Origin of the sequence: Halolactibacillus alkaliphilus, from assembly GCF_900115465.1 — a bacterium.
Lineage (GTDB): Bacteria > Bacillota > Bacilli > Bacillales > Amphibacillaceae > Halolactibacillus > Halolactibacillus alkaliphilus.
This window is the reverse complement of record NZ_FOWN01000002.1, coordinates 12118-38336: the sequence shown is the minus strand read 5'-3', so window position 1 is coordinate 38336 and position 26219 is coordinate 12118. Positions and strand designations below refer to the sequence as shown.

At 38.0% G+C, this 26219-nt stretch carries 24 protein-coding genes and 1 other annotated feature; all 24 genes read right to left on the bottom strand.

Annotation, left to right across the window (positions count from 1 at the left end):
• Positions 1-39: 39 nt before the first annotated feature.
• Complete coding sequence (ileS, locus tag BM163_RS01345) at positions 40-2799, bottom strand: isoleucine--tRNA ligase (protein ID WP_089799433.1); 2760 nt, start codon at positions 2797-2799, stop codon at positions 40-42.
• Positions 2800-2846: 47 nt separating this feature from the next.
• Positions 2847-3062, bottom strand: a binding site (T-box leader).
• A gap of 76 nt (positions 3063-3138) precedes the next feature.
• Entirely contained in the window at positions 3139-3633 is a 495-nt protein-coding gene (locus BM163_RS01340; RefSeq protein ID WP_089799431.1) for a DivIVA domain-containing protein, read from the bottom strand.
• A 57-nt stretch (positions 3634-3690) separates the two neighbouring features.
• Entirely contained in the window at positions 3691-4473 is a 783-nt protein-coding gene (locus BM163_RS01335; protein ID WP_089799429.1) for a YlmH family RNA-binding protein, read from the bottom strand.
• A 9-nt stretch (positions 4474-4482) separates the two neighbouring features.
• Positions 4483-4734, bottom strand: coding sequence for a YggT family protein (locus BM163_RS01330; RefSeq protein WP_229675471.1), 252 nt, complete (start codon positions 4732-4734; stop codon positions 4483-4485).
• 1 nt (position 4735) lies between these two features.
• Positions 4736-5191: a cell division protein SepF gene (locus tag BM163_RS01325; protein WP_089799425.1), complete on the bottom strand. Its 456-nt coding sequence runs from the start codon at positions 5189-5191 to the stop codon at positions 4736-4738.
• A 9-nt stretch (positions 5192-5200) separates the two neighbouring features.
• Positions 5201-5875, bottom strand: a complete 675-nt coding sequence (locus BM163_RS01320) for a YggS family pyridoxal phosphate-dependent enzyme (protein WP_089799423.1) — start codon at positions 5873-5875, stop codon at positions 5201-5203.
• A gap of 40 nt (positions 5876-5915) precedes the next feature.
• Positions 5916-6707 (bottom strand): peptidoglycan editing factor PgeF, encoded by a 792-nt coding sequence (pgeF, locus tag BM163_RS01315; RefSeq protein WP_089799420.1) that lies wholly within the window; start codon positions 6705-6707, stop codon positions 5916-5918.
• Between the two features lie 96 nt (positions 6708-6803).
• Positions 6804-7037, bottom strand: a complete 234-nt coding sequence (locus tag BM163_RS01310) for a YlmC/YmxH family sporulation protein (RefSeq protein ID WP_089799418.1) — start codon at positions 7035-7037, stop codon at positions 6804-6806.
• Positions 7038-7085: 48 nt separating this feature from the next.
• The gene (gene sigG / locus BM163_RS01305; RefSeq protein WP_089799416.1) at positions 7086-7871 is read right to left on the bottom strand and encodes an RNA polymerase sporulation sigma factor SigG; all 786 of its coding nucleotides are present in this window, start codon (positions 7869-7871) and stop codon (positions 7086-7088) included.
• Positions 7872-7953: 82 nt separating this feature from the next.
• A complete protein-coding gene (gene sigE / locus BM163_RS01300; protein WP_089799414.1) occupies positions 7954-8673 on the bottom strand; it encodes an RNA polymerase sporulation sigma factor SigE in 720 nt (239 codons plus the stop codon).
• Between the two features lie 17 nt (positions 8674-8690).
• Complete coding sequence (locus BM163_RS01295) at positions 8691-9479, bottom strand: sigma-E processing peptidase SpoIIGA (protein ID WP_089799412.1); 789 nt, start codon at positions 9477-9479, stop codon at positions 8691-8693.
• 561 nt (positions 9480-10040) lie between these two features.
• Positions 10041-11153, bottom strand: coding sequence for a cell division protein FtsZ (ftsZ, locus tag BM163_RS01290; RefSeq protein ID WP_089799410.1), 1113 nt, complete (start codon positions 11151-11153; stop codon positions 10041-10043).
• Positions 11154-11188: 35 nt separating this feature from the next.
• The gene (gene ftsA / locus BM163_RS01285; protein ID WP_371859470.1) at positions 11189-12490 is read right to left on the bottom strand and encodes a cell division protein FtsA; all 1302 of its coding nucleotides are present in this window, start codon (positions 12488-12490) and stop codon (positions 11189-11191) included.
• Between the two features lie 316 nt (positions 12491-12806).
• On the bottom strand, positions 12807-13175 hold the full coding sequence (locus BM163_RS01280) for a small basic family protein (RefSeq protein WP_089799405.1): 369 nt from the start codon (positions 13173-13175) through the stop codon (positions 12807-12809).
• A complete protein-coding gene (locus tag BM163_RS01275; RefSeq protein ID WP_089799403.1) occupies positions 13175-13891 on the bottom strand; it encodes a DUF881 domain-containing protein in 717 nt (238 codons plus the stop codon). Before BM163_RS01275 ends, BM163_RS01280 begins: the two co-directional genes overlap by 1 nt.
• 12 nt (positions 13892-13903) lie before the next feature.
• On the bottom strand, positions 13904-14584 hold the full coding sequence (locus tag BM163_RS01270; RefSeq protein ID WP_089799401.1) for a DUF881 domain-containing protein: 681 nt from the start codon (positions 14582-14584) through the stop codon (positions 13904-13906).
• A 1-nt stretch (position 14585) separates the two neighbouring features.
• The gene (locus tag BM163_RS01265; protein WP_089799399.1) at positions 14586-15422 is read right to left on the bottom strand and encodes a cell division protein FtsQ/DivIB; all 837 of its coding nucleotides are present in this window, start codon (positions 15420-15422) and stop codon (positions 14586-14588) included.
• A 135-nt stretch (positions 15423-15557) separates the two neighbouring features.
• A complete protein-coding gene (gene ftsW, locus BM163_RS01260; protein ID WP_089799397.1) occupies positions 15558-16649 on the bottom strand; it encodes a putative lipid II flippase FtsW in 1092 nt (363 codons plus the stop codon).
• A gap of 30 nt (positions 16650-16679) precedes the next feature.
• Positions 16680-18029 (bottom strand): UDP-N-acetylmuramoyl-L-alanine--D-glutamate ligase, encoded by a 1350-nt coding sequence (gene murD, locus BM163_RS01255; RefSeq protein ID WP_089799395.1) that lies wholly within the window; start codon positions 18027-18029, stop codon positions 16680-16682.
• Positions 18030-19013, bottom strand: coding sequence for a phospho-N-acetylmuramoyl-pentapeptide-transferase (mraY, locus tag BM163_RS01250; RefSeq protein WP_089799393.1), 984 nt, complete (start codon positions 19011-19013; stop codon positions 18030-18032).
• A gap of 58 nt (positions 19014-19071) precedes the next feature.
• Positions 19072-20403 (bottom strand): UDP-N-acetylmuramoyl-tripeptide--D-alanyl-D-alanine ligase, encoded by a 1332-nt coding sequence (locus tag BM163_RS01245; protein WP_089799391.1) that lies wholly within the window; start codon positions 20401-20403, stop codon positions 19072-19074.
• A gap of 4 nt (positions 20404-20407) precedes the next feature.
• On the bottom strand, positions 20408-21880 hold the full coding sequence (locus tag BM163_RS01240) for a UDP-N-acetylmuramoyl-L-alanyl-D-glutamate--2,6-diaminopimelate ligase (RefSeq protein ID WP_089799389.1): 1473 nt from the start codon (positions 21878-21880) through the stop codon (positions 20408-20410).
• 184 nt (positions 21881-22064) lie between these two features.
• Positions 22065-23957 (bottom strand): stage V sporulation protein D, encoded by a 1893-nt coding sequence (locus tag BM163_RS01235; protein WP_089799387.1) that lies wholly within the window; start codon positions 23955-23957, stop codon positions 22065-22067.
• A 76-nt stretch (positions 23958-24033) separates the two neighbouring features.
• Positions 24034-26217 carry a penicillin-binding transpeptidase domain-containing protein gene (locus tag BM163_RS01230; RefSeq protein WP_089799385.1) on the bottom strand — a complete coding sequence of 728 codons (2184 nt, stop codon included), beginning with the start codon at positions 26215-26217 and terminating at the stop codon, positions 24034-24036.
• Between the last annotated feature and the right edge of the window lie 2 nt (positions 26218-26219).

Here is a 26219-nt window from a genome sequence, read left to right as displayed (position 1 = left end):
TAAGAACAAACTCACTGGAGACGTTTTCTAAGTTAGATTTTATTCAATATCTTGGTAATGCTTTGAGACAATCTCTGCACAACGTGGACAAAGGGTTGAGTGAGTTTCAACTTTGCCTACTTCATCATCGGCTACCCAACAACGTTCACATTTATCTGCTTCGTATTTCTCAACAGAAACTGCTACATAGTCATAACCTTTTTGTAGCACTTGATCATTAACCAATTCTACTTTTGACACAATGAAGAGTTGATCTAAACGATCAATCTCGATTAATACGCGCTGCGTTTTCTCATCTTTTGCTTGAATTGTGATTTTCGCTTCAAGTGATTTACCAATGACTTTTTCTGCACGAGCTTCTTCTAAAGCTTTTAAGACATCGTCCCTTACGGCTAAGAAATGATCCCATTTCGTCAGTAACGCTTCTTCTCCAGCAATTTCTCTCGCTTCTGGCATGTCTGTTAACTGTACATATTCTGCTTCTTGGCATGGAATGTAAGGCCAAACCTCTTCAGCTGTATGCGTTAAGATTGGTGTAATTAATTTCGTCAGACTTACAACTGTTTCATAATAAACGGTTTGAATAGCACGACGGCGCTGATCATCTGCCGCTTCGATATAAAGAATATCTTTAGCGAAATCAAGATAAAACGCACTAAGTTCTTGTGAACAGAACTGATGAATTCGATTATATACTTTTTGGAAGTCATAATCATTGTACGCTTTTGTCACAGTTTTAATTAACTGTTGCAATTTAATTAGCATATAGCGATCAACTTCATGTAAGTTTTCTTCGCTTACACTGTCTTTCATTGGATCAAAATCATTTATATTACCTAGTAGGAAACGGAAAGTATTTCGGATTTTACGATAACCTTCAGCTGTTTGCTTAATGATATCATCAGATACTCTTACGTCTGCTTGATAATCCACTGACGCTACCCATAATCTTAAAATATCCGCTCCGTACTGCTTCATAATTTTTGAAGGAAGTACAACATTACCTACTGATTTACTCATTTTTCTTCCTTGACCATCTAATGCGAAACCGTGACTTAAAACGGACTCATATGGTGAGCGCCCGGTTACAGCAACAGACGTTGATAATGATGAGTTAAACCAGCCACGGTATTGATCAGATCCTTCTAAATAAAGATCTGCTGGGCGACGTAAATCGTGGCGTGCTTCTAAGACACCTTCATGTGATGAACCTGAATCAAACCAAACGTCCATGATATCCATTTCTTTCGTGAATTCACCATTTGGGCTGTGTTCAGATGTAAAGCCTTCAGGTAATAATTCTTTTGCTTCTCGCTCAAACCATACATTAGAGCCATGCTCTTTAAATAAATTTGCCACATGCGCAATTGTTTCATCAGTAATAATAGGTGTTTGGTCTTCTCCATAAAAAACAGGAATTGGAACACCCCAAATGCGTTGGCGCGAAATACACCAGTCTTCACGGTCACGCACCATATTAAACAGACGTGTTTCTCCCCATTTAGGAATCCAATTTACCCGGTTAATTTCAGCGAGAATATCATCTCTAAAATCTTTGATAGAAGCAAACCATTGATTTGTCGCTCGGTAAATAACCGGTTTTTTTGTTCGCCAATCATGTGGGTAGGCATGCGTAATAAAGTTTAATTTCTTAAGGGCACCCACTTCTTCTAGTTTTTCTGTAACAAGTTTGTTGGCATCATCATAAAACAAGCCTTCAAATCCGGGTGCATCTTTAGTAAAGACACCCTTATCATTCACCGGACAAAGAACATCTAGACCATATTTCTTACCAACGATGAAGTCATCCTCACCATGACCGGGCGCTGTGTGCACAAGCCCAGTACCCCCATCAGTTGTCACATGTTCACCAAGAATGATTAAAGAATCGCGGTCATATAATGGATGTTTAGCAACCAGATGTTCGGCTTCTTTTCCTTTAAACGTTTTAACAACTGTGAAATCTGTCCATTCAAGCGCTTCTTTCACTTTTTCAAGTAACGCTTCAGCAACAATGATTTTCTCATCATTTACTTGTACAACGACATAATTTAAATCAGCATGGAGAGCAATGGCTAAATTAGATGGAATCGTCCATGGTGTTGTTGTCCAGATTAAAAATTGTTCGTCCCCATCTAATAAACTTCCCCCATCTTTTACTGGAAAAGCAACATAAATCGAGGCAGAACGCTTATCTTGGTATTCAATTTCTGCTTCAGCTAATGCTGATTCTGATGATGGAGACCAATAAACAGGCTTTAACCCTTTGTAAATATAGCCTTTTTTAGCCATTTCACCGAAGACTTTAATTTGCGCTGCTTCATATTCTTTATCTAACGTGACATAAGGATTATCCCAATCTCCACGTACACCTAATTGCTTAAACTGTGTTCGTTGGTTATCAACTTGTTTGAGCGCATATTCCGCACATTTTTCTCTAAATTCAGCACTTGATAGTTTCTTACGATCCACTTTTTTCTTTTGCAAGGCATTTTCAATTGGTAGACCATGTGTATCCCATCCCGGTACATATGGGGCATTAAAACCTGACATCGATTTAAACTTAACAATAAAATCTTTTAAAATTTTATTAAGCGCGTGTCCCATGTGAAGGTCACCGTTAGCATACGGAGGTCCATCATGCAAAACGAATAATGGTCGTTTTGCCGTACGTGCTTGGACCCTATCATACAGCGCTGCTTCATCCCATGTTTCTTGCATTTTTGGTTCTTTGTTTGGTAAATTCCCACGCATCGGGAATTCAGTTTTTGGCATTAATAACGTTTGTTTATACTCCATTGTTCATCCTCCTTTAAATTTTCCAACAAAAAAAGTCCTTCTATCCCAAAAGGGACGAGAAGAACTCGCGGTACCACCCTAGTTAGCTTGTCACAGCCCACTCAAATGTCATAACGTGACAGATCCCGTTCATTCTTACTAGACGTTTCAGAATGAAAGCTTGAAGGTGATTTTCAGTCAATCAGTGATCATACTAGGCTTTCACCGCCCCTAGTTCGCTTTTATGATAGTCATTGACTTACTCTTCTTCGCATCGCTTTATTGTTATATTTATATCATAATACCTCTGTTCATGAATTATAGGCAATATTTCAGATGCCGTCAAGTGCTGAACAATATTTATTGATCATCTTCCTCTAAATCATTTAACTCTAGGTTTAATAATCGATCCCAGTCATTAGCTTCCACTAGCTCTAACTGTGCTTCGATTAACATTTTCAAACGCGTACGGAACACTTTACCTTGCTTTTTGAGCTCTTCAACTTCTATCTCAATACGACGCGCTTTTTCCAACGCTTCGTTAATAATTCGATCAGCATTTTTCTCAGCTTCTCTTACAATTAACTTTGATTCTTTTATCGCATTACCCTTGACTTCCTCAGCCGTTTGTTGCGCAATAAGGATGGATTTATTCAGCGTTTCTTCAATATTGGTGAAATGCGCCAGCTTGTCTTCAAGCAATTCAATTTCTCGCTTATATTCTTTCTTTTCTCGAATCACAAGTTCAAAATCTTTCATAACTTGATCTAAAAATTCATTCACTTCATCTTGGTCATAACCTCTCATGCCTCGGGTGAATTCTTTATTGTGGATATCAAGCGGTGTCAATGCCATATGTATTCCTCCTTAAGATAATATGAAATAGTGTTTAGAATCATTAAACGCTTTCTTCTATTGTACCAAACGTTTATACAAAATGCGCCATTTTTCTTTTTTTGTTTGACCTTCAATAGATTGAAGCCTAGCGCGCCCTTTTTTTCTTACACTGATTAAATCGCTCGGTTCAACATTAAATGCAGGTGAATCAATTATTTTAAAATTCACTTTCACATGTTCCCGTTCAATCAACATTTTAGCATCGCTTCGGCTCATCTTGTAGATCTCTTTTACCAATACATCCAATCTTAGTGATGACACGGTTGTTTGGTGTGTAACCCAAGTTGACACACCAGGCTCAAACATTTGAATCAGTGCTTTTTCAAAGCGCACATTTGCTCGTTTAATTTGGGTCAAGTGCTCAACAACAAATGAAGCTATATCTCGATGGACAAGCAATTGAATTGTGCCACTATCAGCATTAATTACGAGATCACCTAACTTTTTACGGTCAATGCCTAACGACATAAAACTACCTAATATATCAGGATGTTTTAATTCAACAAACTTTGTCGGGTAAGTCGCTTCCAAAAGTTGTACTGGAAAATCCGTATCATTTAGCTGCTCATAATAAGGACTTAATGCATACATCGTCCGTTCAGTCTTTTTATCCTCCAACAAAACATGCACTTTAAATCGCTCATCTTCTCCGATAATCGACTCAAGGATGTAACTCTCCCTTGGATCTAAAAAATCAGTATATTTCGTAATAAACTGACGATCTACTTGGTCTCGCAAATCTAAAATAAGATCTACAAAAGTGCGTTCTTCTGGTCTAAAGTGTTGATAAATATCCATTACTAACACCTAGAATAGCTGTAAGACAAACACCAGACCTTGTCGTGCAAAACGAAGCACAAACAAAGCAACTAAAGGTGAGATATCTAACATTCCAAACGGTGGAATCACTTGTCTAAAAGGTTCTAAATAAGGTTCGACAATTGAACCTAAAAACCGACCGATCGATGATTGTCTTGCGCCTGGGAACCAGGACATTAAAATATAGCCTATAATCGCAAATTGATATGCGTCAAATAATTGTAATATTAATCCACTCATTCTAATACCTACCTTGTTCATCATAGTCTTCGTCTGTTAATGAAGAAATCGCCCCTTGGATTTCAACATTATCAGGTGTACATAAAAATGTGTGTGGGCCGAGTTTTTGAATATCTCCAGATACTGCATAGACTGTCCCACTTAAAAAATCAACAATTCTCATCGCTTCTTCTTTTGAAACGCGTTGTAAGTTAATAACGACCGATCGCCTATTGACAACGTGGTCAGCAATTTCTTGGATCTCATCGTAGCGTCTCGGCTCTGAAAGTACTACTTTCGCTTGCGACTGGACAGATTGTAAACTGACAACATTTTCTTTTTTGTTTTTCATCTGTTCCTTGTCATGTTTATTACTGCGCGATTTTATAGGTTCTTCAGAACTTTCGTCCACGACTTCTTCGTAGTATTCCTCTTCATCAACTGAAAAGAGCGTACGAAATTTGTTTTTCATACTCATCATAATCTCCTACCCTTCGGGATTAACTAATATTGAGCCAATTCTTAAATGGGTAGCTCCTTCTAAAATGGCTAAAGTAAAATCTTGACTCATACCCATAGATAAAAATTGACAGGGTGCGTGATTAAAACCACACGCCATCACTTTGTCTCTTAATTCTCTTAACTGACGAAAAACAGCCCGGATTTTATCTTGATCATCAATATGCGGAGCCATTGTCATGAGACCAACAACACGAATATGTTCAAATGGCTTTAATGCATCAATAAAATCGAATAATGCATCTGGTGTGATGCCGCCTTTTGATGTTTCACCGCTCACATTCACTTGAACAAAACAATCTAATGGCTTATTTAAACGTTTGTTCATCTCTTTTGCGACTTTTAAACGATCTAACGCATGAAAGTAATCAATGTCATTGACAATATCTTTTACTTTCCTAGACTGTAACGGCCCAATAAAGTGCCATGTTGCTGCTTCTATGAAGGGTATCTTATCAAGCGCAACATTGACCCGATTTTCGCCCAAATCTTTAATACCTAAATCAAACACTTCACGTGTTTGTTCTATTGTAACATATTTTGTGACAGCTATGAGCGTTAACTCACTGGGGTCTCTCCCTGCTCTTTCACAAGCAACATTTATTTCTTTTGTAAGTTCTTTATAATTACATACTAGCGACAACAATCATTCCTCCTAATATTGACGCCTACGCGCCTTTTCTCTATTGCATAATATAGCCCATCATGCGACCAGTCTTTTTATCCGCTCGGTAAGAATAAAAATCTAGGTGGCTATATGTCCCGATTGATGAAACATATATATGCTTATTTAGTATGCCAAGCGTTTCAAGATAGTCTTGGTTCACCTTTTTTAAATCTAATAAAAATTGCTCATCACTGATAGCTGTTATAGCTTCGCTTTTAAGATGAACAGGCATTTGATCAACGACAGCTTGATTCACTTGATAAGCTGCCTTTTCAATAGCAGGTCCAATAACGACGTGGATATCTTTAACTGAAGAACCTAAAGAAATAAACGTATCTAGCATTGTTTTTCCGATGCATTTAGCCGTTCCTTGCCAACCTGCATGGGCTATACCAATAATACCTTTAACCGCATCAAAAAAATACAGTGGGACACAATCCGCATAAAATCCAGCCAGGACTATACCTTTTTTCATTGTGACTAAGCCATCTACACCCGGTATATGATCGCTTAATGTGTAAGCGCCCTTTCCCTGATCTTCTTCTGTTACAACTTTAACTTTATTCCCGTGGACTTGTTCCGCAAAAACGCACTGATTGAGCGCTTGGCCACATTCTGTTAAAATTTTGTTTCGGTTTTTTATCACCTGTGCTTCGTTATCACCAACATGTAAACCCGTATTAAGTGACGCATAATGACCATTTGAAAAGCCACCTTGACGTGTTGATATGCCTAGAATAAGACTATATTGTCGTTCAAGAGACGTCACATGATAGCGACACTTTGATTGCTTCTGAAATATATCCATATGAATTCTTCCTTTTTAGCTTATTTTATCATATTTAGCCAAAGAAAAAAGAATCATTTCCTTTTTAGTTAGAAATGATTCTTTTTTTATCATTAATTAAGACTTATCGGTTTTGATAATGAGCACATCTTCTCCTACAGTTAAAATCATGTTTAAATCAATAATTTGCTCTGTCTCCTCTTTTCTTAAAGGTATTTTCTTTTTCTCACTAATCACAATACCGGTAATTTCACCTTTAATTTCATCCACAACCAAATCGCTAATATAACCGAGGCGTTCGCCTGTTTCAACAGAGACACATTCACGTTGTTTTAATTCGGAATATCGCATTATTCACCTGCTTTACAAGTAGTCTTCACTAGAAATTAAACGAAATAGCTATTCTGCTTCCTTCATGCGCTGATACATCATTTTAAGAGCTTGCTTTTCAAGCCTTGATACTTGGGCCTGGGAAATACCTATTTCTTCTGCTACTTCTGTCTGGGTTAAACCCTCATAATAACGTTTTGTTAAAATATACGTTTCACGTTGTTGGAGTTGATTTAATGACTGGCTCAATTCCAATTGGGTTAACCACTCATGGTCGGGTGTTTTTTCATTCGTCACTTGATCCATCAATAAAACTGGGTCAGAACCATCATCATATACGGGATCAAAAAGTGACATCGGCTCCTGAATGGCATCTAGGGCAAATACCACATCAACTAACTTCACACCTAATGTCTCACTGATTCTTTTTAACGTTGGTTCTTCATGCTCCTCGTTCATTAAGGCCTCGCGTGTTTTCATGATTTGATAGGCTAAATCTTTAATCGATCGCGATACTCTGATAGGTTGATGATCTCTAAAATGACGTCTTATTTCACCTAATATCATCGGTACAGCATACGTAGAGAATTTCACATTATGTTTTAAATCAAAATTATCAATCGCTTTAATTAAGCCAATACAACCGACTTGAAACAAATCATCACCCGATTCTCCTCTATGTTGAAATCGTTGAATAATACTTAATACTAGACGCAAATTGCCACCAATCAGTTTTTCACGTGCTGCTTGATTACCATTTGTTAATTCTTTAAATAAGCAACGCATTTCTTCGTTTTTTAATACGGGTAATGCTTGTGTATCCACACCACATAAGTCAACTTTAAATCTGGCCATTGTGAACCTCCTAGTTGATTTTTACGTCTACTAGGAAGTATCACCAAGTCAATCAGTAATATGCAGGAAGTATCTTCTAATTTTATAGCGTCTCTTGAAAACTTGCTTGAAGTTGAAAAAGGATTTTCTTTTCTAGACGAGAAATATACGATTGTGAAATACCTAATAAGTCAGCGACTTCCTTTTGAGTGAGTTCCTCTTTTTTATTGAGTCCGAATCTAAGTGTCATAATGTATTGGTCACGTGATGACAACTTTTTTAAAGCTTCTTTTAGTAAAGTATGGTTTACGTGTTGCTCTATGTCCCGTTCAATCACGTCAGGTTCTGTCCCTAGTATATCCGATAATAGTAAAGCGTTACCGTCCCAGTCAACATTCAAGGGTTCATCAAAAGAGACTTCTGTTTTTAACTTACTTGTCTTTCTTAAAAACATTAATATTTCATTCTCAATACAACGAGAAGCATAGGTAGCTAATTTTATATTTTTTTCTAGTTTAAACGTATTCACACCTTTAATTAATCCTATTGTACCAATACTAATAAGGTCTTCTATATGTACACCCGTATTCTCAAACTTCCTTGCCAGATAAACGACTAAACGTAAATTCCGTTCAATTAGTGTAGCTTTTGCGGCTTGGTCCCCCTCATCTAGTCGTTCCAACAGTTGGTATTCTTCCGCTCGATTTAATGGTTGAGGTAAAGCCTCTTTTCCACCAATATAATAGACCCTTTGTTTTTTAAATCCATACTTACGTAGCCAATTAGCTGTCCACGAAACGATGAGACGGTACATTTTTATCATTGATCTTCCCCCTTAAATTAGTCAGTTTTTAACAGCGTAAATAATTGCGGACCAAATAGTGCACTGTACCCCTCCTCGCTAGTAAAGTTATGATCTTTAAGACCTAAAAGAACATGATCAACCACATTTTTCTTTTCCCCCTCCACCATTTCAACACGTGCAGGTTTAATACATCTGACTTTTTGTATATGTTGATTAATATCGTGGTAATACAATTGTTTTTCTTTACCTGTAGTTATAGCAGTGTCTATTTTCAATCGCTCGACAATCGCTTTATCAATGAAGAGTACGGCCGCATGAGTGATAGGGTCTCTCAGTTGGTGTCCTGTGTCATAGTAAGCGGAGACGCTGACCGTTTGTTTATTATGTGTGATGACAAGGGTATATAGTTGCTTCCTGCTTATTTCCTGGTTAATGCCGGCTTGATAAAATCGCAGAAAAAGACGATAACATATGACCGAACAGGCTAAGTAACCAAGAAGATTGAATGTGCCAAAATTTAATACAATGAGTAAGAATCCCGCGAAGAATGTTGTAGTGAGGCATAATACTTGATGAAATAACCACCAGTTATTCGACTGTCTTCTCTTAAATAAAGATAACAGTAAGATGTAACTAAGCCCACCCTGAATACAACGCTTATACGGCATATTTAAATACATTGGAGCAATATTGATGAAGCTAAAGAGGAAGGGAAAGCAAACTACTTTCAATGTCGTTAACTTTTTCTTTATCACATGACTGATTAATTTAATAAGAAACATGTGAATCACATACGTATGAATAAAAACGATATCAATATACATGCCTTCGTGACTCCCTTAATTTTCGATACTTTTATTCTATCAATATCGAACGTAAAATCCTGTCACTTTACGAAGCGAATTTAAATTTATCCTTATAAGTTTTGTCAAATTTAATTAACAAGGGAAAATTGTTCAAAAGATTTTGACGGTGACAGACTACCTCCAAAAATCAGAAAGGCACAGTGGTCAATTGTTGTGCCATCAGCGCTTATTCACTCAACCAGCTAACCACTATAGCCTTGATAAGTTGTTTTTTTGTCACTTAAAAATCAACAGTTGATGCATTTTTTGGGTTGTAAGATGCTGCGGTTTATTCTTTTAGAGTGACTGGCACACTGGCATGTTTATCGGATATAAAATAATCCTCCGTTAAATTGACGTTTCCTAATTTAGGATATAAGCTAAAGCCCTGTCAGATTAAGGGGGACCACCACATTTAGTATAGAGACCCAAATTCCTTCTGAGAGAGGTATAAAAAAACACGCATTTCCCTTTTAATGAGAATTAAGGGAATGCGCGTTAATTATATAATAAATAGTGACTCGCTCAATCGACGATTAGCTAGCGACGACGGTTGCGATTTCTTAAAAATGTCGGAATATCTAATGTATCATCTTCGTTAAAATCGGCTTCTTCAGGTGCTTTTTGTTCCGATTTTTGTTTTTGTTCTTGTTGCGGACGAGCCGTTTGTGTTGGACGAGGGTTATCCGTTTTTTTCTTCGTTTCATCAAAGCCCGTAGCAATAACCGTCACAACAATCTCATCTTTTAACTCTTCGTTCATAACCGCACCAAAAATGACGTTCACTTCTTGGTCTGCTTCATCTGTCACAATAGCTGCCGCTTCTTGTACCTCGTACAACGTAAAACCAGCGCCACCAGTTATGTTCATTAAAATACCATGTGCACCATCAATAGTCGTCTCAAGTAATGGTGAAGAAATAGCTTTTTTAGCTGCTTCAGCTGCCCGATTTTCTCCAGTTGCAATACCAATTCCCATAAGAGCAGAGCCTTTATCTTGCATAATGGTTTTCACGTCGGCAAAGTCTACGTTAATAATACCTGGTGTCGCAATTAAATCACTGATTCCTTGCACACCTTGACGCAACACGTTATCCGCTTCTCTGAATGCTTCTAACATCGGGGTATTCTTATCGATAATTTCAAGTAAACGATCATTTGGTATCACAATAAGCGTATCAACATTTTGTTTTAACCCATCAATACCATGAATAGCTTGCGTCGAACGTTTACGACCTTCAAACATAAATGGACGTGTCACAACACCGACTGTCAAAGCCCCAATTTCTTTTGCGACTTGAGCAATCACAGGTGCTGCACCAGTACCAGTACCGCCACCCATACCAGCTGTAACAAAAATCATATCGGCACCTTGTAATGCCTCTTCTAATTGCTCTTTACTTTCTTCAGCTGCTTTGCGGCCTACTTCTGGATTTGCACCAGCTCCTAAACCACGTGTTAATTTTGTACCTAATTGAATTTTCACTTCTGCCTTTGATAAATTAAGTGCTTGCGCATCTGTGTTAACTGCTATAAACTCAACACCTTGAACGCCATGTTCAATCATGCGGTTGACAGCATTATTTCCTCCGCCACCGACACCAATGACTTTAATTTTTGCTAGTTGGTCTAACTCTGTATCAAATTCTAACATTCTCTTTCCTCCTAATCACAACAATTATCTATAGTTTAATCAAAAAACACTTTGAATAGTTTTGCGACACTCGATTCTTTCGTTTCGTTTTTTTGTTTTTTCTGTTTCGGTTGTTTTGGTTGTTTTGGTTGCTTTGGTTTGACATTTTTTTCAGGACGCTCTTCATAGTGCGCCTGATCTGAAACAGCATCAGCTAGCACCTTTCCTTGCACTTTCGCATTGTCATAAGCAAATTTCAGTATACCAACACCAGCTGTATACTGCGGTTCCCTCACACCAATATAATCAGGCACAGCCACTCGAACATTCCCTTGGTAAAGATCTCTTGCAAGTTCTAAGGTCCCTGGCATAAGCATTGTGCCACCGGTTAAAACAAATCCACCGGGCAAATCACGATAACCGAGCTTAGAGATTTCTTTTGCTACGAGAACAAACACCTCTTCTAAGCGCGCTTCAATTATATCCGACAAATCTTTTTGATTAAATGTTGACATGTCACCTGTTCCAATTGCTTTGACATCAAATTGCTCGTCTTCATTTGCATCAGGGAAATAACCGTAGCCATGGTTGATTTTAATTTTCTCGGCTTCCTCAAAACTTGTTTTAAGTCCATAAGAGATATCTTTTGTAATATTTTCACCACCGATTGGAATGATGCGTGTCCCTCTTAGTTCGCCATCATCAAAAACAGATACCGTTGTTGTTCCACCACCGATATCAATCAGAGCTACGCCTAACTCCTTCTCGTCATCTGATAGCGCAATAGCTCCTGCTGCTAGTGGTTGAAGAACTTGATCTTGAATATCTAGTTGTGCACGTTCAACGCATTTCGTTGTATTATGTATCATTGTTCTAGAAGATGTAATAATCGTACCTTCCATCTCTAAACGGACCCCTATCATCCCTCTTGGGTCATTAATGCCTTGTAAACCATCAACAATAAATTGCTTAATAACTAAATCCAAAAATTCTCTATCAGGTGGGTAAGATATGACTTTTGCATTGTCGATGACGCGTAAGACGTCTTCGTCATTAATCTCCTTATCATCATTCGGAACGGCCACGATACCTTGACAAGGTAAGAGTTCTACCTGATTGCCGTTATAACCAATAATAACTGTATGAATGTGCATATCCACCATTCTTTCAGCCGATTCAATAGCTTGGCGGATTGATTGTACCGCTTGATCAATATCAACAATGCCGCCCTTTTTTATGCCCTTTGATTTAGCTGTTCCAACGCCAATAATGTTTAAACTGTCTTCAGCAATTTCACCAATAATAACTTTAATTTGGGATGTTCCTATATCCAAACTTACTAACACTTCGTTAGCCAATACCGGCACCTCCTAAAAGTGATGCAACTCACTTTACCAACTTTTTTCATTCATACTTTCATCTCAATATGTTTACATTATATTTTCTCTTGCCATTGGTACACATTTTTACAGTCATCGCATTTGTCGCACTCGCTATTTTCTGTTAAAAAGTTATGCACTATCGTAAGTATATCATTTAATTGACAGACATTTAATAGTCTATTAAAAATTATCATCTTTTTAATGATTTTACCATGAAACTTCTAACGTTTTCACTATAAATTCAACATTTTTCTCAAATCGTGGTTAAATGAGTCGCTTGTGAATCAAGGTTTTAAACCGGCTTATTTGTTTTAGCAAGCTTACGCTGTTCCCAACGATCAAATAAACGTCGTCTAATAATGGCGATATTTTGAAACAAACGCCAACCAAAAGCAAACACAGCTGCTAGATACAGGTCTACCCCTAATTGTTCACCAATAAACGTTAAGAAGATAGCAAGGGTAATATTAAAGAAAAAGCCTGTCACAAAAATGTGTTGATTAAACACATGCTCAAAATGCGCACGTATACCACCTAACAACGTATCAAATGCCGCCAAAATAGCAATCGATATATAATTCGAATATATTGCGGGTATAGAAAAGTTTGATAATAAACCCAAGCCAATTCCAATGGCTAAAAATAACAGTGATAACCACATCACGATTCACCTTCTTCATTATAGTCTGATATTTTTGCATAATCTACGACAATGTTATCAGTATAGGGAACAAGTGTGATGTTGTCTCTCACATCCATTTCCAGCTTAATATTATGCAATTGTAAATCTCTCACTGACTGCCCTACTTCCATATAGTTTTTTAATCTGTCTGGATTATCAGTTAAAATGCTTATGGTGACGGGTAAATCTGATATGGGGCGTCGATTCACATACACTTGACCGGTTACATCCCGTATAGCCGTGTGCTGGACAATGCGTTCGTTTCCAACCGCTAGATGCTTCGCACCATAAACGTTTAATTCATTGATTAAGCGGTTCAATAGTTCTGCTGTTAACTGAGGAAATCCCTCATCTTGATCTGCTTCTGTAAAATTTGCCGTTAAGGTTAATTCAATGCCTTCATCTGAAAGCTCTGTAAGGCCTGCTTGGTCTTGTAATTGACTAATCTGGTCACGCAACGTATGAATTTGATTGAAAATATGGTTTCCTTGATAGTCCGCTTCAATTGATTTTAAGCGATTTAACTCCTCTTGCAGCGTTTGTTGACGCTCTTGCTCTTCTAGAAGTGCGGTTCTAATTTCCCATAAATCTCGCGTATCCCTTTCCGGTGTATCTTGTTCAATTGAGAAGTGCAAGCTAATCATTACACCAATCAATAATGACGCTAGCGCAAATAGTACTGTTTGTCTCTTCATGTCTTTTCATCCTTACTTAGGTTCCATCTCGATTTGTTTTGTGCCGTACTCGACTTCTATTCTTTCATTTACTAATTGATCAATAACCCCTTGCTCTAAAGTAAGTGCAGCAAGTAAGACATCACTATCACCTATCACTTCGATTGTAAAAGGCGCTGGATAACTTGTACCATCTACCGTAATTACCGGGCCTACGCAGTAGACATGACTATCTTGGAATATCCGTTGACCATTTACTTGAATCGCTTCTGCACCTGCACTAAGTAATTCGTTAATAACTAGTTGTACGTGCCGATCGTGAACGATATAATCATTCACATTGGCATCACTCGGTACATATTCTTGGTCTTTTAAGGTAACAAAAACACCTGGACCATTAATAGCTAATTCTCCGACATAGGCTTGAAGTTTACGCTTTAATTCTACAGCTGACATTAACGTCGCCTGTTCTTCACTTAACTGTGCTTCAGTTTCTAGCAAATCAAGTCGTAAACTATTTATTTCACGCTCTAATTCATTATTTCTTTCTTCAAAGTCAATCAGCTGTTGACGGTAATGAAATGCTCGATCCCAGTCTTCAGCTATTTCATTCTCCTCTAATAAGTATTGGGCTTGTTCATAGCTAACAGCAATCAAATACCCAAATACAAACAACACAAGTGATAAAATCACGTGTTTTCCCTTCACATGCATATTACTGTTCATCCTCTTCTACGTTAAGTTGATTCTCCTCACCTTCAGCATAGACTTCTAAATCAGGATCTAGGGAATCTTCTTGATTTGAAAATTTATTAAATACCGCACCCGCGTGATCAATCTCTATTAAACCAGGTTCTCCTTGATTTAATTGACTTACTATTGATGGATAAACACGTAAATGTTCATTAAAGCCTCGAATTGACGTTAACAATTCAAAACCATCTATCATATTTAAGTGTACTTGATATGGATTTGATTCTGTTGGAGCATAATATATCTCAGAAATATGACTTAACAAATAGGTAGGTAATGCCTGTAATTCATCTACTAATAAGGCTAGTACTTCATCTGCGGAAAAATCAATTAAAATCGGTGCATCACCTTGGTATTTACTTTTACTCACCTTTTTTAGTGTAGCTCCACTTTCCAATAACGGTGATAAAGACTCACCCCTATCTACATACGCAATCTTTTTATGTTCAATCACACTTATTTCCAAATCGTGCGGCAACTGACGTACGACTTTGACTGATTGAATTTCGGGTATTTTTTCAATAGCCGCTTCTATATTTTCTACTCTAAATGCCCATATACTAGTTGTAGTCGATAATTGACTTGCTTCAACAATTTTCTCTTCAGGGACAAATTCATTACCTTCAACCATAATCTGTCGGATATAGCTTAAAGGAGACTGAAGGTATACGACAATCGCAATTAAAAAGAGCAAAAAGGAAAGGTAAAAAATAAAGCGCCGATTCGCTTTCTTCCGGCGCGCTTCTCTTAATCTCGGTATCCGTTCTTCTATTGATACAACTTTTTTTTCATCTGTCATCATTAACGCCTTCTATCTATAAATTAATCCGCACGCTTCAACCTAAATTATAGCATATTTCCACTGCTTATGAGGGGAATTTTCATATGACTATTGAATGGTTTTTACTTCTATTAAAAGAAATAACCAGGAAAATCAAACGGTATGTTTTTCAATATTTAACAAGATACCTACCGCCATGTAATTAATCACTAATGATGAACCCCCATAACTCAAGAACGGCAAGGTGAGACCTGTTACTGGTAAAAGTCCTGTAACAACCGCTAAATTAATCCAAGCTTGACTTATCATCATCATCATTAAAGCTAAACATAGTGTGCGCGCAAACGTATCTGTTAGTAATAAACTCATGCGTAACCCTCTAGAAAAAAAGACTATAAAGCATAGAATAACCATTAAGGCCCCAAAGAAGCCAAGTTCTTCTGCAACTATAGCAAAGATGAAATCATTGTGCGGTTCAGGTAAATAAAAATGTTTTTGTTTTCCGTTAAATAACCCACTCCCTAGTAGGCCGCCAGGCCCTATCGCTAATAATGATTGAATTGATTGAAAACCACTGCCTAAAGGGTCTTGCCACGGATCTAAAAAGGCGGTCAAACGTCTGATTCGGTAGGGGGCTGCCAGAATTAAGCCAGTAAGACCAATAACACCTATTAGAAATAAGCCGTAAAAATGTTTCATTTGCGCCCCTTGAAAGTAAACAACCGCCAATCCACCTAACACAATAATTAATCCTGATCCAAGGTCAGGTTGAAGCATAACGAGAAAAAAACAACATAAAATAACCACCAATCGTGGCATCATACCACGTGAAAAATGACTCACTGGATATTTGAGTCGCTCATTTACCTCACAAAGGTATATGATCAGCGATACTTTAATAATCTCCGCTGGTTGAATATTGATAGTACTTAACCCAATCCAACTTCTTGCACCTCCCCTTACTAAACCAACACCAGGTACTAAAACAATAATCAGTAGAAATAGCGAACCTAAAAAGAGTAATCTTGCCCATCTTTTATACCAAGTGTACGGGATATTTTCTACAATAAACATCCCCATAAAACCGAGGAGTAAAAAAACTGCTTGTCTTTTCGCAAAGAAATAAGCATCATCATATCGATCTAAAGCAATAACTTCCGAGGCACTATAAACCATGATTAAACCGATAATAGACAAGAAAAATACAGGCCAAAACAGTGAGGTATTTGAATATTTTTTTAGCATAAAAAAACACACCCTAACAATAAGCTCTTGTTAGAGTGTATGCACTGCTTCTATAAATATATCCCCGCGAATTTCGAAGTTACTAAATTGATCCCAACTTGCACATGCTGGTGATAAAAGAACAATTTCTCCAGGTTGTGCATCTTTTGCAGCTTCTAAGGTCACTTCAGCTAAAGACTCACCTGTCACTATGTGCGGGACAGGTACTTTTGTAGCTGTCTCTTTTAATTTATCTTTTGTTTCACCGTACAAATAGATACCTGACACATTTTTCAAATGCGGGATCAAGTCATCAAAACCATTTCCCCGATCCAATCCCCCAGCTATCAATCTTATTGGTGAACGGAAAGCTTCAAGAGCTGTTATTGTTGCGAGAGTATTTGTCGCTTTAGAATCATTATAATATTTTACACCGTTTTTTTCATCAACGAATTGCAAGCGATGCTTTACACCTGTGAAAGTAGTTAAGACAGCCCTAATGCCTTCAATGGTTGCTCCTGTCAATAAAGCACTGATACTACTCGCCAGTATATTTTCTAAATTATGGTCACCGACGAGCTTAATATCTTTAATATCGATGATCTTCGTATCTTTAAAATATAATGCTTGATTTTTAATGTAGCCTCCGTTTTTCAATAGCCGTTTACTTGAGAAAGGGATTTTTGTTGCTTGAGCTGATTTTACTGCATGTGATACGGCTTCATTATCAGCATTATATACTAAATAGTCTGTCGATTGTTGCGCCCTAAATATCCGTGCTTTTGCTTCTTGATAAGCCGAAAAATCACCGTGATAATCAAGATGTGCTTCAAATAAGTTAAGTAACACACTAACGGTTGGTCTAAAATTATTAACGCCCATTAACTGAAAAGATGACAGTTCTAATACAAGTGTTTGATCCTGCGTTAACTCATACGCGATGTCAGTAGCAACTTTCCCTATATTACCTGCGGCAACAACATTTTTATTGCTTTTCGCCAACATTTTTTCAGTTAACGTTGTTGTCGTTGTTTTTCCGTTGGAACCCGTAATAGCTATGATTGGAACATCAATCATGTATGCAAGTAACTCAATCTCCGTCAATATTGGTAGGTGTTTTTTTTCTGCTTCTACAAGTAATGTATTTGTGTAAGGGATACCAGGATTTTTTATAATTACATCCACATCCTCAAGTAATTGCAAAGAAGGTTCACCTAAATGTACAGTCACTCCGAGATCTTTTAATACCTTAACATTCTCATCAGTCTCTTTTGCGCTCAAATCGCTGACCAAAACCTTAAACCCTTCTTTTTTTAGCACTTGACTGACAGCTGTACCTGTTTTAGCTAAGCCTAATACTAAAATACGTTGATACGGAAAACCTTCAATATGATTAACCATTTACAACACCACCTGAATAAGAATCGCTAACAGACTTGCCACAATACCAATGAACCAAAAAGATACAACGACACGCCATTCAGACCAACCCTTTAACTCAAAGTGGTGATGAATAGGGCTCATTAAAAACACGCGCTTACCACGTGTTTTAAAGGAAATCACTTGAATCATAACAGAAAGTGTTTCTGCGACAAATACAAAACCAATTAATACGAGTAGAATTTCTAACTTTAACACGATGGCAAGAGCACCGAGCAAACCACCAAGCGCTAACGAACCAGTATCACCCATAAAAACTTTGGCTGGGTGTGCATTAAATATAAGAAAGCCTAATAATCCACCAACCACACTAAAGCTCACAATACTTTCAACTGGGTATCCGGACATAGTCACAGCAATAATACCAAAGGTAAGAAAACTAACCGTACCTAAGCCACCGACAAGGCCGTCAAGCCCATCGGTTAAATTCACTGCATTGGATGCACCAACGAGCAAAATAACAATAAATAGTGGATAAAGAAAACTAACATCTAAAAACAGTTCTGTGCCGGGGATAATTAAACGCGTATCCACTTCCCCTCGCAATAACATAAAATAAAACAGAACACTAACAAATAATTGTCCAATGAGTTTTTGTTTTGATGTTAAACCTAGATTTCGTTTAAGTACAACTTTAATAAAATCGTCAATAAAGCCCAACAAGCCAAAGCCAACAAAAACAGTTAACAAGAGCAGTAATGTGTGTGAAAAGAACTGACCTAATACAAGGTAATGCAAAATGACGCTACCAAGTACGACACTGACAATGATCATAACTCCGCCCATTGTTGGTGTCCCAGTTTTCTTTTGATGAGACTTCGGCCCTTCTTCTCGAATACTTTGGCCAAACTTTAATCGTCTTAAAAAAGGAATAATCATCGGTGCGCTCACAACGACAATTAAAAAACTAACAAGAATACTTGCGATAATATACAGTAAATCCATATTGATCCTCCATAATGAAACATGATCTTCAAATGTATAAGAAGTCCACTGTCTTAGATTATTGTTTTATTTGTATGATAATTTCTTCAAAACGCATCCCGCGCGAGGCTTTAAATAAAATAACGCTAGGCTCCTGCCATGATTTCAATAACTGTGCCGCCTCGGTATTCGTCTCAACATGCGTAGCAGTCACTAATGCTGCTTCACTAATATATCTTGCATCTTTTCCTACGGTGATCAAGTAATCAATAGGCGACGCAATAGCCACACCAACTTCACGGTGATATGCTACACTATCATCTCCTAGCTCAAACATATCGCCCAGTACTAATACTTTTTTACGTGTATCTGACAAATCCTTTAATATAGATATTGCCCCTATCATCGATGTTGGCGAAGCATTATAAGCATCATTGATTAACAAATGCTCTCGATATGTTTCTTGTTCAAATCGCATCCCTGTTTTTTCAATTAACGTAAAGGCATTTGCTATGGCCCTATCCGTAAGACCGAGCAAACGTCCCACTATAACAGCATACATCGCATTTTTCGCATGATGTTTACCGACAAATGGCACTTTAAACAACTGAGGATGAGCACGCTCTTTAAACGTCGTCGCCGTTAAGTCCATTTCTACAACTTCAACATTTACTGTTCCGGATTTTTTCAAACTAACCGTCGCTACTTCATAAGGGTAATCATTTACTAACAACGGCTCATCACCATCATATATAAACCAACCACCCACCTTAAGGCCCTCCAAAATTTCTAATTTGGCATCACGAATGCCTTCACGCGTTTTTAGAAATTCTATGTGGGATTCACCAATATTAGTAATAATGGCGATATCAGGCTCAGCTATTTTTGATAAGCACTCTATTTCATGGAAATTGCTCATCCCCATTTCGAGCACAAGAAAGGCTGTATCAGGTTGTGCGCTTAGAATAGTTAAAGGTAAACCAATATGGTTATTATAATTTCCCTTTGTAATGTGTGTAGGACCTTTTTGCTTGACTACCGCACCAACAAGGTCTTTTGTTGATGTTTTTCCATTGGAACCCGTTATGCCAATGACCATTGCATCAAGCGTTTGGAGGTAGCGCTTTGCCAAATCCTGCAACGCTGTTAATGTGTCAGTCACGATGTAAAAGGTACATGTCCCACAGTCAACATCAGGTAAAGGATGATCATCTTGCCACAGACAGCTTGTGGCACCGTTCTTAATAGCCATCTCTAGAAAATCATGGCCGTCAAAACGTTCGCCAATCAGTGGAATAAACAATTGTCCCTTCAGATTGCTGCGACTATCTGTTGACACACCGAATACATCGTGGCCTGGGCCACCTGCTACTCGATTAGAAATCTGTTCTATTAATGCTCGATTAATCATTTGTTTATTTCACACCTTTGTCTAGATAATCTTTTGCTACTTGATAATCATCAAATGGTAGCGTTTCATTGCCGATAATTTGATAGGTTTCATGACCTTTACCAGCAATTAAAATAACATCTTCCTCTGTTGCTAAATCAATGGCTTGTTCAATCGCTTTTTTACGGTCACTTTCAATGAGATAACGCTTAGTCGTCATCCCTTTTTCCATGTCACGTAAAATAGCAAGTGGCTCCTCACTGCGTGGGTTATCAGACGTTAGTATAGTAAAATCACTATACGTATCACTTACCCCGGCCATAAGTGGCCGTTTACTTTTATCTCTATCTCCACCACAGCCTACAACGCAATAAATTTTACCATGAACAAACGATTTAATCGTTTCAAGGACATTTTTTAAGGAGTCCGGTGTGTGAGCATAATCTACAATAACGGAATAGGGACGAGCTGTTTGAACCGGCTGAAACCGCCCTTTTACTCCTGGAATTGCCTCTAATGCTGCTTTAATCACGGCAATTTCCACACCACACACAAGCGCTGTTGCGGTTGCTGCTAACATATTGTAAACATTAAATTTCCCGATAAGTTTAGATTTTATCGTCACTTCATCTACCATACCGTTTAAAGTAAAGGTTGTTGAGGTAGCTGACAACTGAATATCTGATGCATATAAATCACTTGTTGACGTCATGCCATAAGTAACAACAGGTTGACTTGTTGCATCAATAAAAAATTCAGCATATGAATCATCACGATTAATAATTGCATACTTCGGACGTTTCGGGTCATAACGATTGCCTAGTTGTTGAAATAACCGCTCTTTGGCTAGACGATAATCTGTCATTGTTGGATGGTAATCTAAATGATCTTGCGTAAGATTAGTAAAGATCGCCACATCAAAATCAATGCCTCTTACCCGCCCTTCAACTAAGGCGTGTGACGAAACTTCCATCATGCAGTGGTCAACTTTTTCGTTACGCATCGTTTGAAAGCTATTAAATAAATACGATGGTTCTGGCGTCGTATTTTTTATAGGGAAGATCTGATCGCCAATTTTCATTTGAATGGTTCCAATTAACGCTGTTTTTTCTTTGTTTTTACGGAATATTTCTTCGAGAATATATGTGATTGATGTTTTACCATTAGTACCCGTAATACCAATCGTATGCAAATCATTTGTAGGGTAATCATACATTTTATTTGCTAAATAACTTAACGCACGGAAGACATCCTTTACTTTTATTTGAGCAATGTCTACTTCACTTAATTCGCGTTCAACTAATAAACAGACAGCGCCTTTTTTAACAGCATCCTTCGCAAAGTCATGTCCATCGACTGTATAGCCTTTAACACAAACAAACAACGCACCAGGCACGACACCGCGCGAGTCTGTTGTAATCATATTTATTTTAGGGTTTTGTTTATTAATAAATTCGTAAACAAACGGAAAATCATCTAATAAATTAAGTAAATGCATATTTTTTTGTCATGAGTAGCTGCTCTTTAGTCGCCTACTCATAACCTCCCTTCTAGATTTCTCTTTAATTTAGGCATCTTAAGGCAAATGATTGACACCATAAGAAAAAGACATCCTTTATGAATGTCTGTGAAATTTCATTCATTCTTTCCTATTATATCAAAAATGTCGGCTGATGCCATGATTAATTATCACCGCTTAACAATAATTCAATTTTACTGCCTTCTCTCACTTTTGTGCCAGGTTCGGGTCGTTGATTTATAATGTGATCGCCTTCTCCTTTGATTGATAATTCAAAGTAATCAAAGCTATTTAACACATCCGACTTTAAAAGTCCGATATAGTTTGGTACCTCAACAAATTGCTTTTCGGGCCAATCCACTTCTTTTGTTATGCCGTCTGACTTTTCAACACCCTTAACCGTGAGAATGTCCTCGATAATTCGTCCAGCTATTGGCGCAGCAACGACACCACCAAATTGTACCGTATTTTTAGGATTATCAATGGCCACATATACGACAACTTCTGGTTGATCCATTGGTGCAATACCTATAAATGATACTACATGGTTATCCTCTAAGTAACGCCCTTTTTCACCTACTTTTTGTGCCGTGCCTGTTTTGCCGCCTACACGGTAACCTTCGACATAAGCACCCCGACCAGTTCCTTTGGCAACCACTGATTCTAATGCGCCGCGCACTTTTTCAGATGTACTTTCACTTATGACTTGTCTAATAAAGCGATCTTTGGCCGAAAGGCCATTAGGTGATTTAATTATTGTTGGACGATATAATTTACCGCCATTAACCGCCGCACTGACAGCCATCACTTGTTGGATTGGCGTCACCGCAACACCTTGACCAAATGCGGTTGTCGCAAGTTCTACTGGTCCTACTTGTTCAAGATTAAATAAAATACCATGGGCCTCACCATTTAATTCAATACCCGTTTTCTTACCAAAACCAAAACGATCAATATAATCAAAGAGTTGGTCTTTTCCAATCCTTTGACCTAATACAACGAACCCCGGATTACAAGAGTTTTCCACAACTTCTAAAAACGTTTGATTTTTGTGTCCGCCTCTTTTCCAACAGCGCAAGTGTTGGCCAGACACCTCTATTGATCCACTGTCATAGTAATGCTCATGTTCGAGGTCAACGACACCCTCTTCAAGCGCGGCACTCAACGTTATAATTTTAAAGGTTGATCCCGGTTCATATGTAGACCAAATCGGCAAATTTCGATTATACACAGTCGGCAACACGTGTTGATAGTCGTTTGGAATAAACGTTGGTCGAGAAGCCATCGCTAGTATTTCACCATTTTGTGGGTTTTGGACAATGACGAGTGCCTGATCTGGTTGATAAGTAGCGACTGCCTGATCAAGTTCACGCTCAACAATTTTCTGAGTATCTAAATCAATTGTTAATGTTAACGCGCTACCAGAAGTCGGCATGGTGAATTGATCTGTCTCTTGCGGTAACCTTCGCCCTTTTGCATCCGTATAATAGCGCATACGTCCAGAAACACCTTTTAACATATCATCATATGTGTGCTCAATTCCGAGCAGTCCTTGTTGATCAACACCAGTAAATCCTAATACGTGTGCTAATAAAGAGGTGTATGGGTACTCTCGCTCATAATCATCCACGAAATAAAGACCAGATAAGTGTTGCTTTTGCAGAGGTGTAGAAATATGTTCTGGCAACTTTATTGCTTCACGTAATTTAATGACTGAAATGTCTTGACTAAGTTTTTTCTCGAGCTCTTCCCGATCTAAATCTAAGGCGCTGACCAGTGCTGTTATTACACGCTCTTTATCTTCTATCTGCCTTGGCACTATTAACAGTGTTTTTACTCGCTTATTTGTTACAATTGTCCGCTGATAACGATCAACTATTTCTCCTCTTGGTGCTTCAAGTTTTAAATCTCTTAACCACAAATCTTCCCCCATCTCCCGTAGCGATGGGTAGCGCACAACCTGCAGATACAGTAAGCGACAACAAACAACAGTAAATAAAAATAGAAACAGAAAAAAAACAGTGCGAATGCGTTTATTCACTCGGTAACGATACATAGGGCTTCCTTCTTTCTTTAAGGATCAATGTAGTTTACCCTATGAACGTAACATGCGCATCATGCACTGTTTTTATCTAATCTTCTGTTTCTACTTCCTCCATGATTTCCGGGTTAAACTCGGTAAAATCAAGTAAAATATAGTCACCTTGGTCTATAGATGTTCCAGGTGTGATCGATTGTTTTATTAAAAAGCCTTGTCCCACAATCTCATGATCTAATTGTAACAATTGACTTAGTTGTACAGCTTCTCTCAGTGACCAGCCGGTTAAATCCGGCATGATCGGTTGGTCTGTCACTAATAGGACGTGATCGCTAGAAAGAATGGTTTCGCCCGCTTGTTTATTGCTTGCTGAAACAACTTGGCCATCACCAACGACTGTTACCTTAATACCAATAGCTTCTAATTTCTCAACCGTAGTTTTTGTATCAAGGCCAATATGAACAGGCATCACCATTTCCTTTACCACAGTGATTTCGTCCTTATCAGGTTGTATATTTTGATAATGCAACGCATTCTCCATCACATGATTAAATATAAATGACACTGGCTTTGATCCCGCTTCGGTTGGTTCAAGCTCTGGTTGTTGAACCGTTACATACATAAGCAATTCTGGATCTTCACTTGGAGCCATACCAATAAATGAAAAAATGTAATTTTCTCTACCAGTTAAATAACCTGATGCACCACCAGAAATTTGAGCTGTTCCTGTTTTACCAGCCAATGTATAAGATGGTAATTCAAACACACCGTTAGCCGTTCCGGTCGGTTCTGTGACAACAGACTCCATTGCTTTTAATACTTGCGCTGCTGTTTCTTGTGAAATCGGCTCACCAGCAATTGTCGGCTCACTTGATTGAATCACTTCGCCTGTGTTAGGGTCTGTGATCGATTGAATAATATAAGGCGTCATCATTTTACCATTATTTGCAATAGCCGTTGCCGCCTTGACGATTTGAATCGGTGTGACAGTAGTCCCCTGTCCAAATGCTGCATTTAATTGTTCAATTGGATAACGATAGACGAGACGTCCCATCGTTTCACGTGGCAAATCCACACCCGTTAATTGATCGAATTGAAATGCTTTCAAGTAGGATAAGAAATTATCTGTACCAATCTTCTCCCACACTAATTTCGCCATCGCAACGTTAGAAGACCGCTGAAACCCTTCAGCATAACTTATCGTTCCCCAGTGTTTCCGGTAATCTGGTACAGGTCGGGTTATTTCTGGAATCTTATAAGCACCTGATTGATAAGTTTCATTGGGGTTATACACCCCTTCTTCAATCGCCGCAGCCAAAGTGAAAATTTTCATTGTTGACCCTGGTTCTATTGGCGTTGATACAATATCATTAAACCAATTTGTTACATTACCTAAATTATTCGGGTCATAACTCGGCCTAGAGCCCATCGCAAGGATTTCACCTGTTTTAGGATCTATAACGGTGGCTGTAATTCTTTTAGGATTAAACTCTGTCTCAACTTGACTGAGTGCATCTTCAAGTATTGTCTGTACTTTTTGATCTAATGTGAGATGTACATTGTAGCCATCTGCTTTTTCTAATATTTGTGCTTCATCATTCAGTAAAGGATCTTTATAGTTATCCTGCAAGAATCTTATTGCACCGTCTTCTCCGGTTAAGAGATCATCTAACTGTGCTTCAATACCTGTAATACCGGTAATCACTTGTTCATCATCTGTTTGCGCTAACCCAATCACATGCGAAGCAAAAATCCCATTGGGATAATAGCGTTTAGCTTCCTCAATAAAATGAATCCCAGGCAATTCAAGTGCATCAATTTGCAGTTTTTGCTCTCTTGTTAAGTTTGTCCCTTCCCGACCAAATTCAACTTGAAATCGACCATCGGAACGACCATTTTCGATAATACTATGAACCTCTTGTTCATCTATACCAATAATAGGCGCAAGCGCCTTTGCCGTATAAGCGGCATCAGCAACATGATTCAATCTTTTTTCCGGATTAGGAGAAAAACTTTCATCTACAATCGCATAGAGTCGGTACACATGTAAATCTTGTGCTAATACCATATTATTGCGATCATAAATCGAACCGCGCGCCGCTTTTGTAACAGCCTTTATTTCTCGTTGTTGATTTGCCCATTGTTCTAAATCAAACCCATCCCATTCACCTGTCGCCTGAATAAACATTATCTTTCCTGAAAACACAATAAAGAAAATAACGATGAGTATTAACAATGGATGATACGCTTTGATTGTTGATGTCTTCTGTTTTTTCATTT

Bases quoted from the DNA above. Each gene is read 5' to 3' on its own strand.
- BM163_RS01270 (WP_089799401.1), bottom strand. From the start codon at position 14,584: ATGCATGTGAAGGGAAAACACGTGATTTTATCACTTGTGTTGTTTGTA.
- BM163_RS01340 (WP_089799431.1), bottom strand. From the start codon at position 3,633: ATGGCATTGACACCGCTTGATATCCACAATAAAGAATTCACCCGAGGC.
- mraY (WP_089799393.1), bottom strand. From the start codon at position 19,013: ATGGATTTACTGTATATTATCGCAAGTATTCTTGTTAGTTTTTTAATT.
- BM163_RS01335 (WP_089799429.1), bottom strand. From the start codon at position 4,473: ATGGATATTTATCAACACTTTAGACCAGAAGAACGCACTTTTGTAGAT.
- BM163_RS01295 (WP_089799412.1), bottom strand. From the start codon at position 9,479: ATGTATATTGATATCGTTTTTATTCATACGTATGTGATTCACATGTTT.
- pgeF (WP_089799420.1), bottom strand. From the start codon at position 6,707: ATGGATATATTTCAGAAGCAATCAAAGTGTCGCTATCATGTGACGTCT.
- sigE (WP_089799414.1), bottom strand. From the start codon at position 8,673: ATGATAAAAATGTACCGTCTCATCGTTTCGTGGACAGCTAATTGGCTA.
- BM163_RS01310 (WP_089799418.1), bottom strand. From the start codon at position 7,037: ATGCGATATTCCGAATTAAAACAACGTGAATGTGTCTCTGTTGAAACA.
- BM163_RS01330 (WP_229675471.1), bottom strand. From the start codon at position 4,734: ATGAGTGGATTAATATTACAATTATTTGACGCATATCAATTTGCGATT.
- BM163_RS01240 (WP_089799389.1), bottom strand. From the start codon at position 21,880: ATGCATTTACTTAATTTATTAGATGATTTTCCGTTTGTTTACGAATTT.
- BM163_RS01280 (WP_089799405.1), bottom strand. From the start codon at position 13,175: ATGTGGTTATCACTGTTATTTTTAGCCATTGGAATTGGCTTGGGTTTA.
- BM163_RS01265 (WP_089799399.1), bottom strand. From the start codon at position 15,422: ATGACAGATGAAAAAAAAGTTGTATCAATAGAAGAACGGATACCGAGA.
- sigG (WP_089799416.1), bottom strand. From the start codon at position 7,871: ATGGCCAGATTTAAAGTTGACTTATGTGGTGTGGATACACAAGCATTA.
- BM163_RS01275 (WP_089799403.1), bottom strand. From the start codon at position 13,891: ATGAAGAGACAAACAGTACTATTTGCGCTAGCGTCATTATTGATTGGT.
- ftsW (WP_089799397.1), bottom strand. From the start codon at position 16,649: ATGCTAAAAAAATATTCAAATACCTCACTGTTTTGGCCTGTATTTTTC.
- ileS (WP_089799433.1), bottom strand. From the start codon at position 2,799: ATGGAGTATAAACAAACGTTATTAATGCCAAAAACTGAATTCCCGATG.
- BM163_RS01245 (WP_089799391.1), bottom strand. From the start codon at position 20,403: ATGATTAATCGAGCATTAATAGAACAGATTTCTAATCGAGTAGCAGGT.
- murD (WP_089799395.1), bottom strand. From the start codon at position 18,029: ATGGTTAATCATATTGAAGGTTTTCCGTATCAACGTATTTTAGTATTA.
- ftsZ (WP_089799410.1), bottom strand. From the start codon at position 11,153: ATGTTAGAATTTGATACAGAGTTAGACCAACTAGCAAAAATTAAAGTC.
- BM163_RS01230 (WP_089799385.1), bottom strand. From the start codon at position 26,217: ATGAAAAAACAGAAGACATCAACAATCAAAGCGTATCATCCATTGTTA.
- BM163_RS01325 (WP_089799425.1), bottom strand. From the start codon at position 5,191: ATGAGTATGAAAAACAAATTTCGTACGCTCTTTTCAGTTGATGAAGAG.
- BM163_RS01235 (WP_089799387.1), bottom strand. From the start codon at position 23,957: ATGTATCGTTACCGAGTGAATAAACGCATTCGCACTGTTTTTTTTCTG.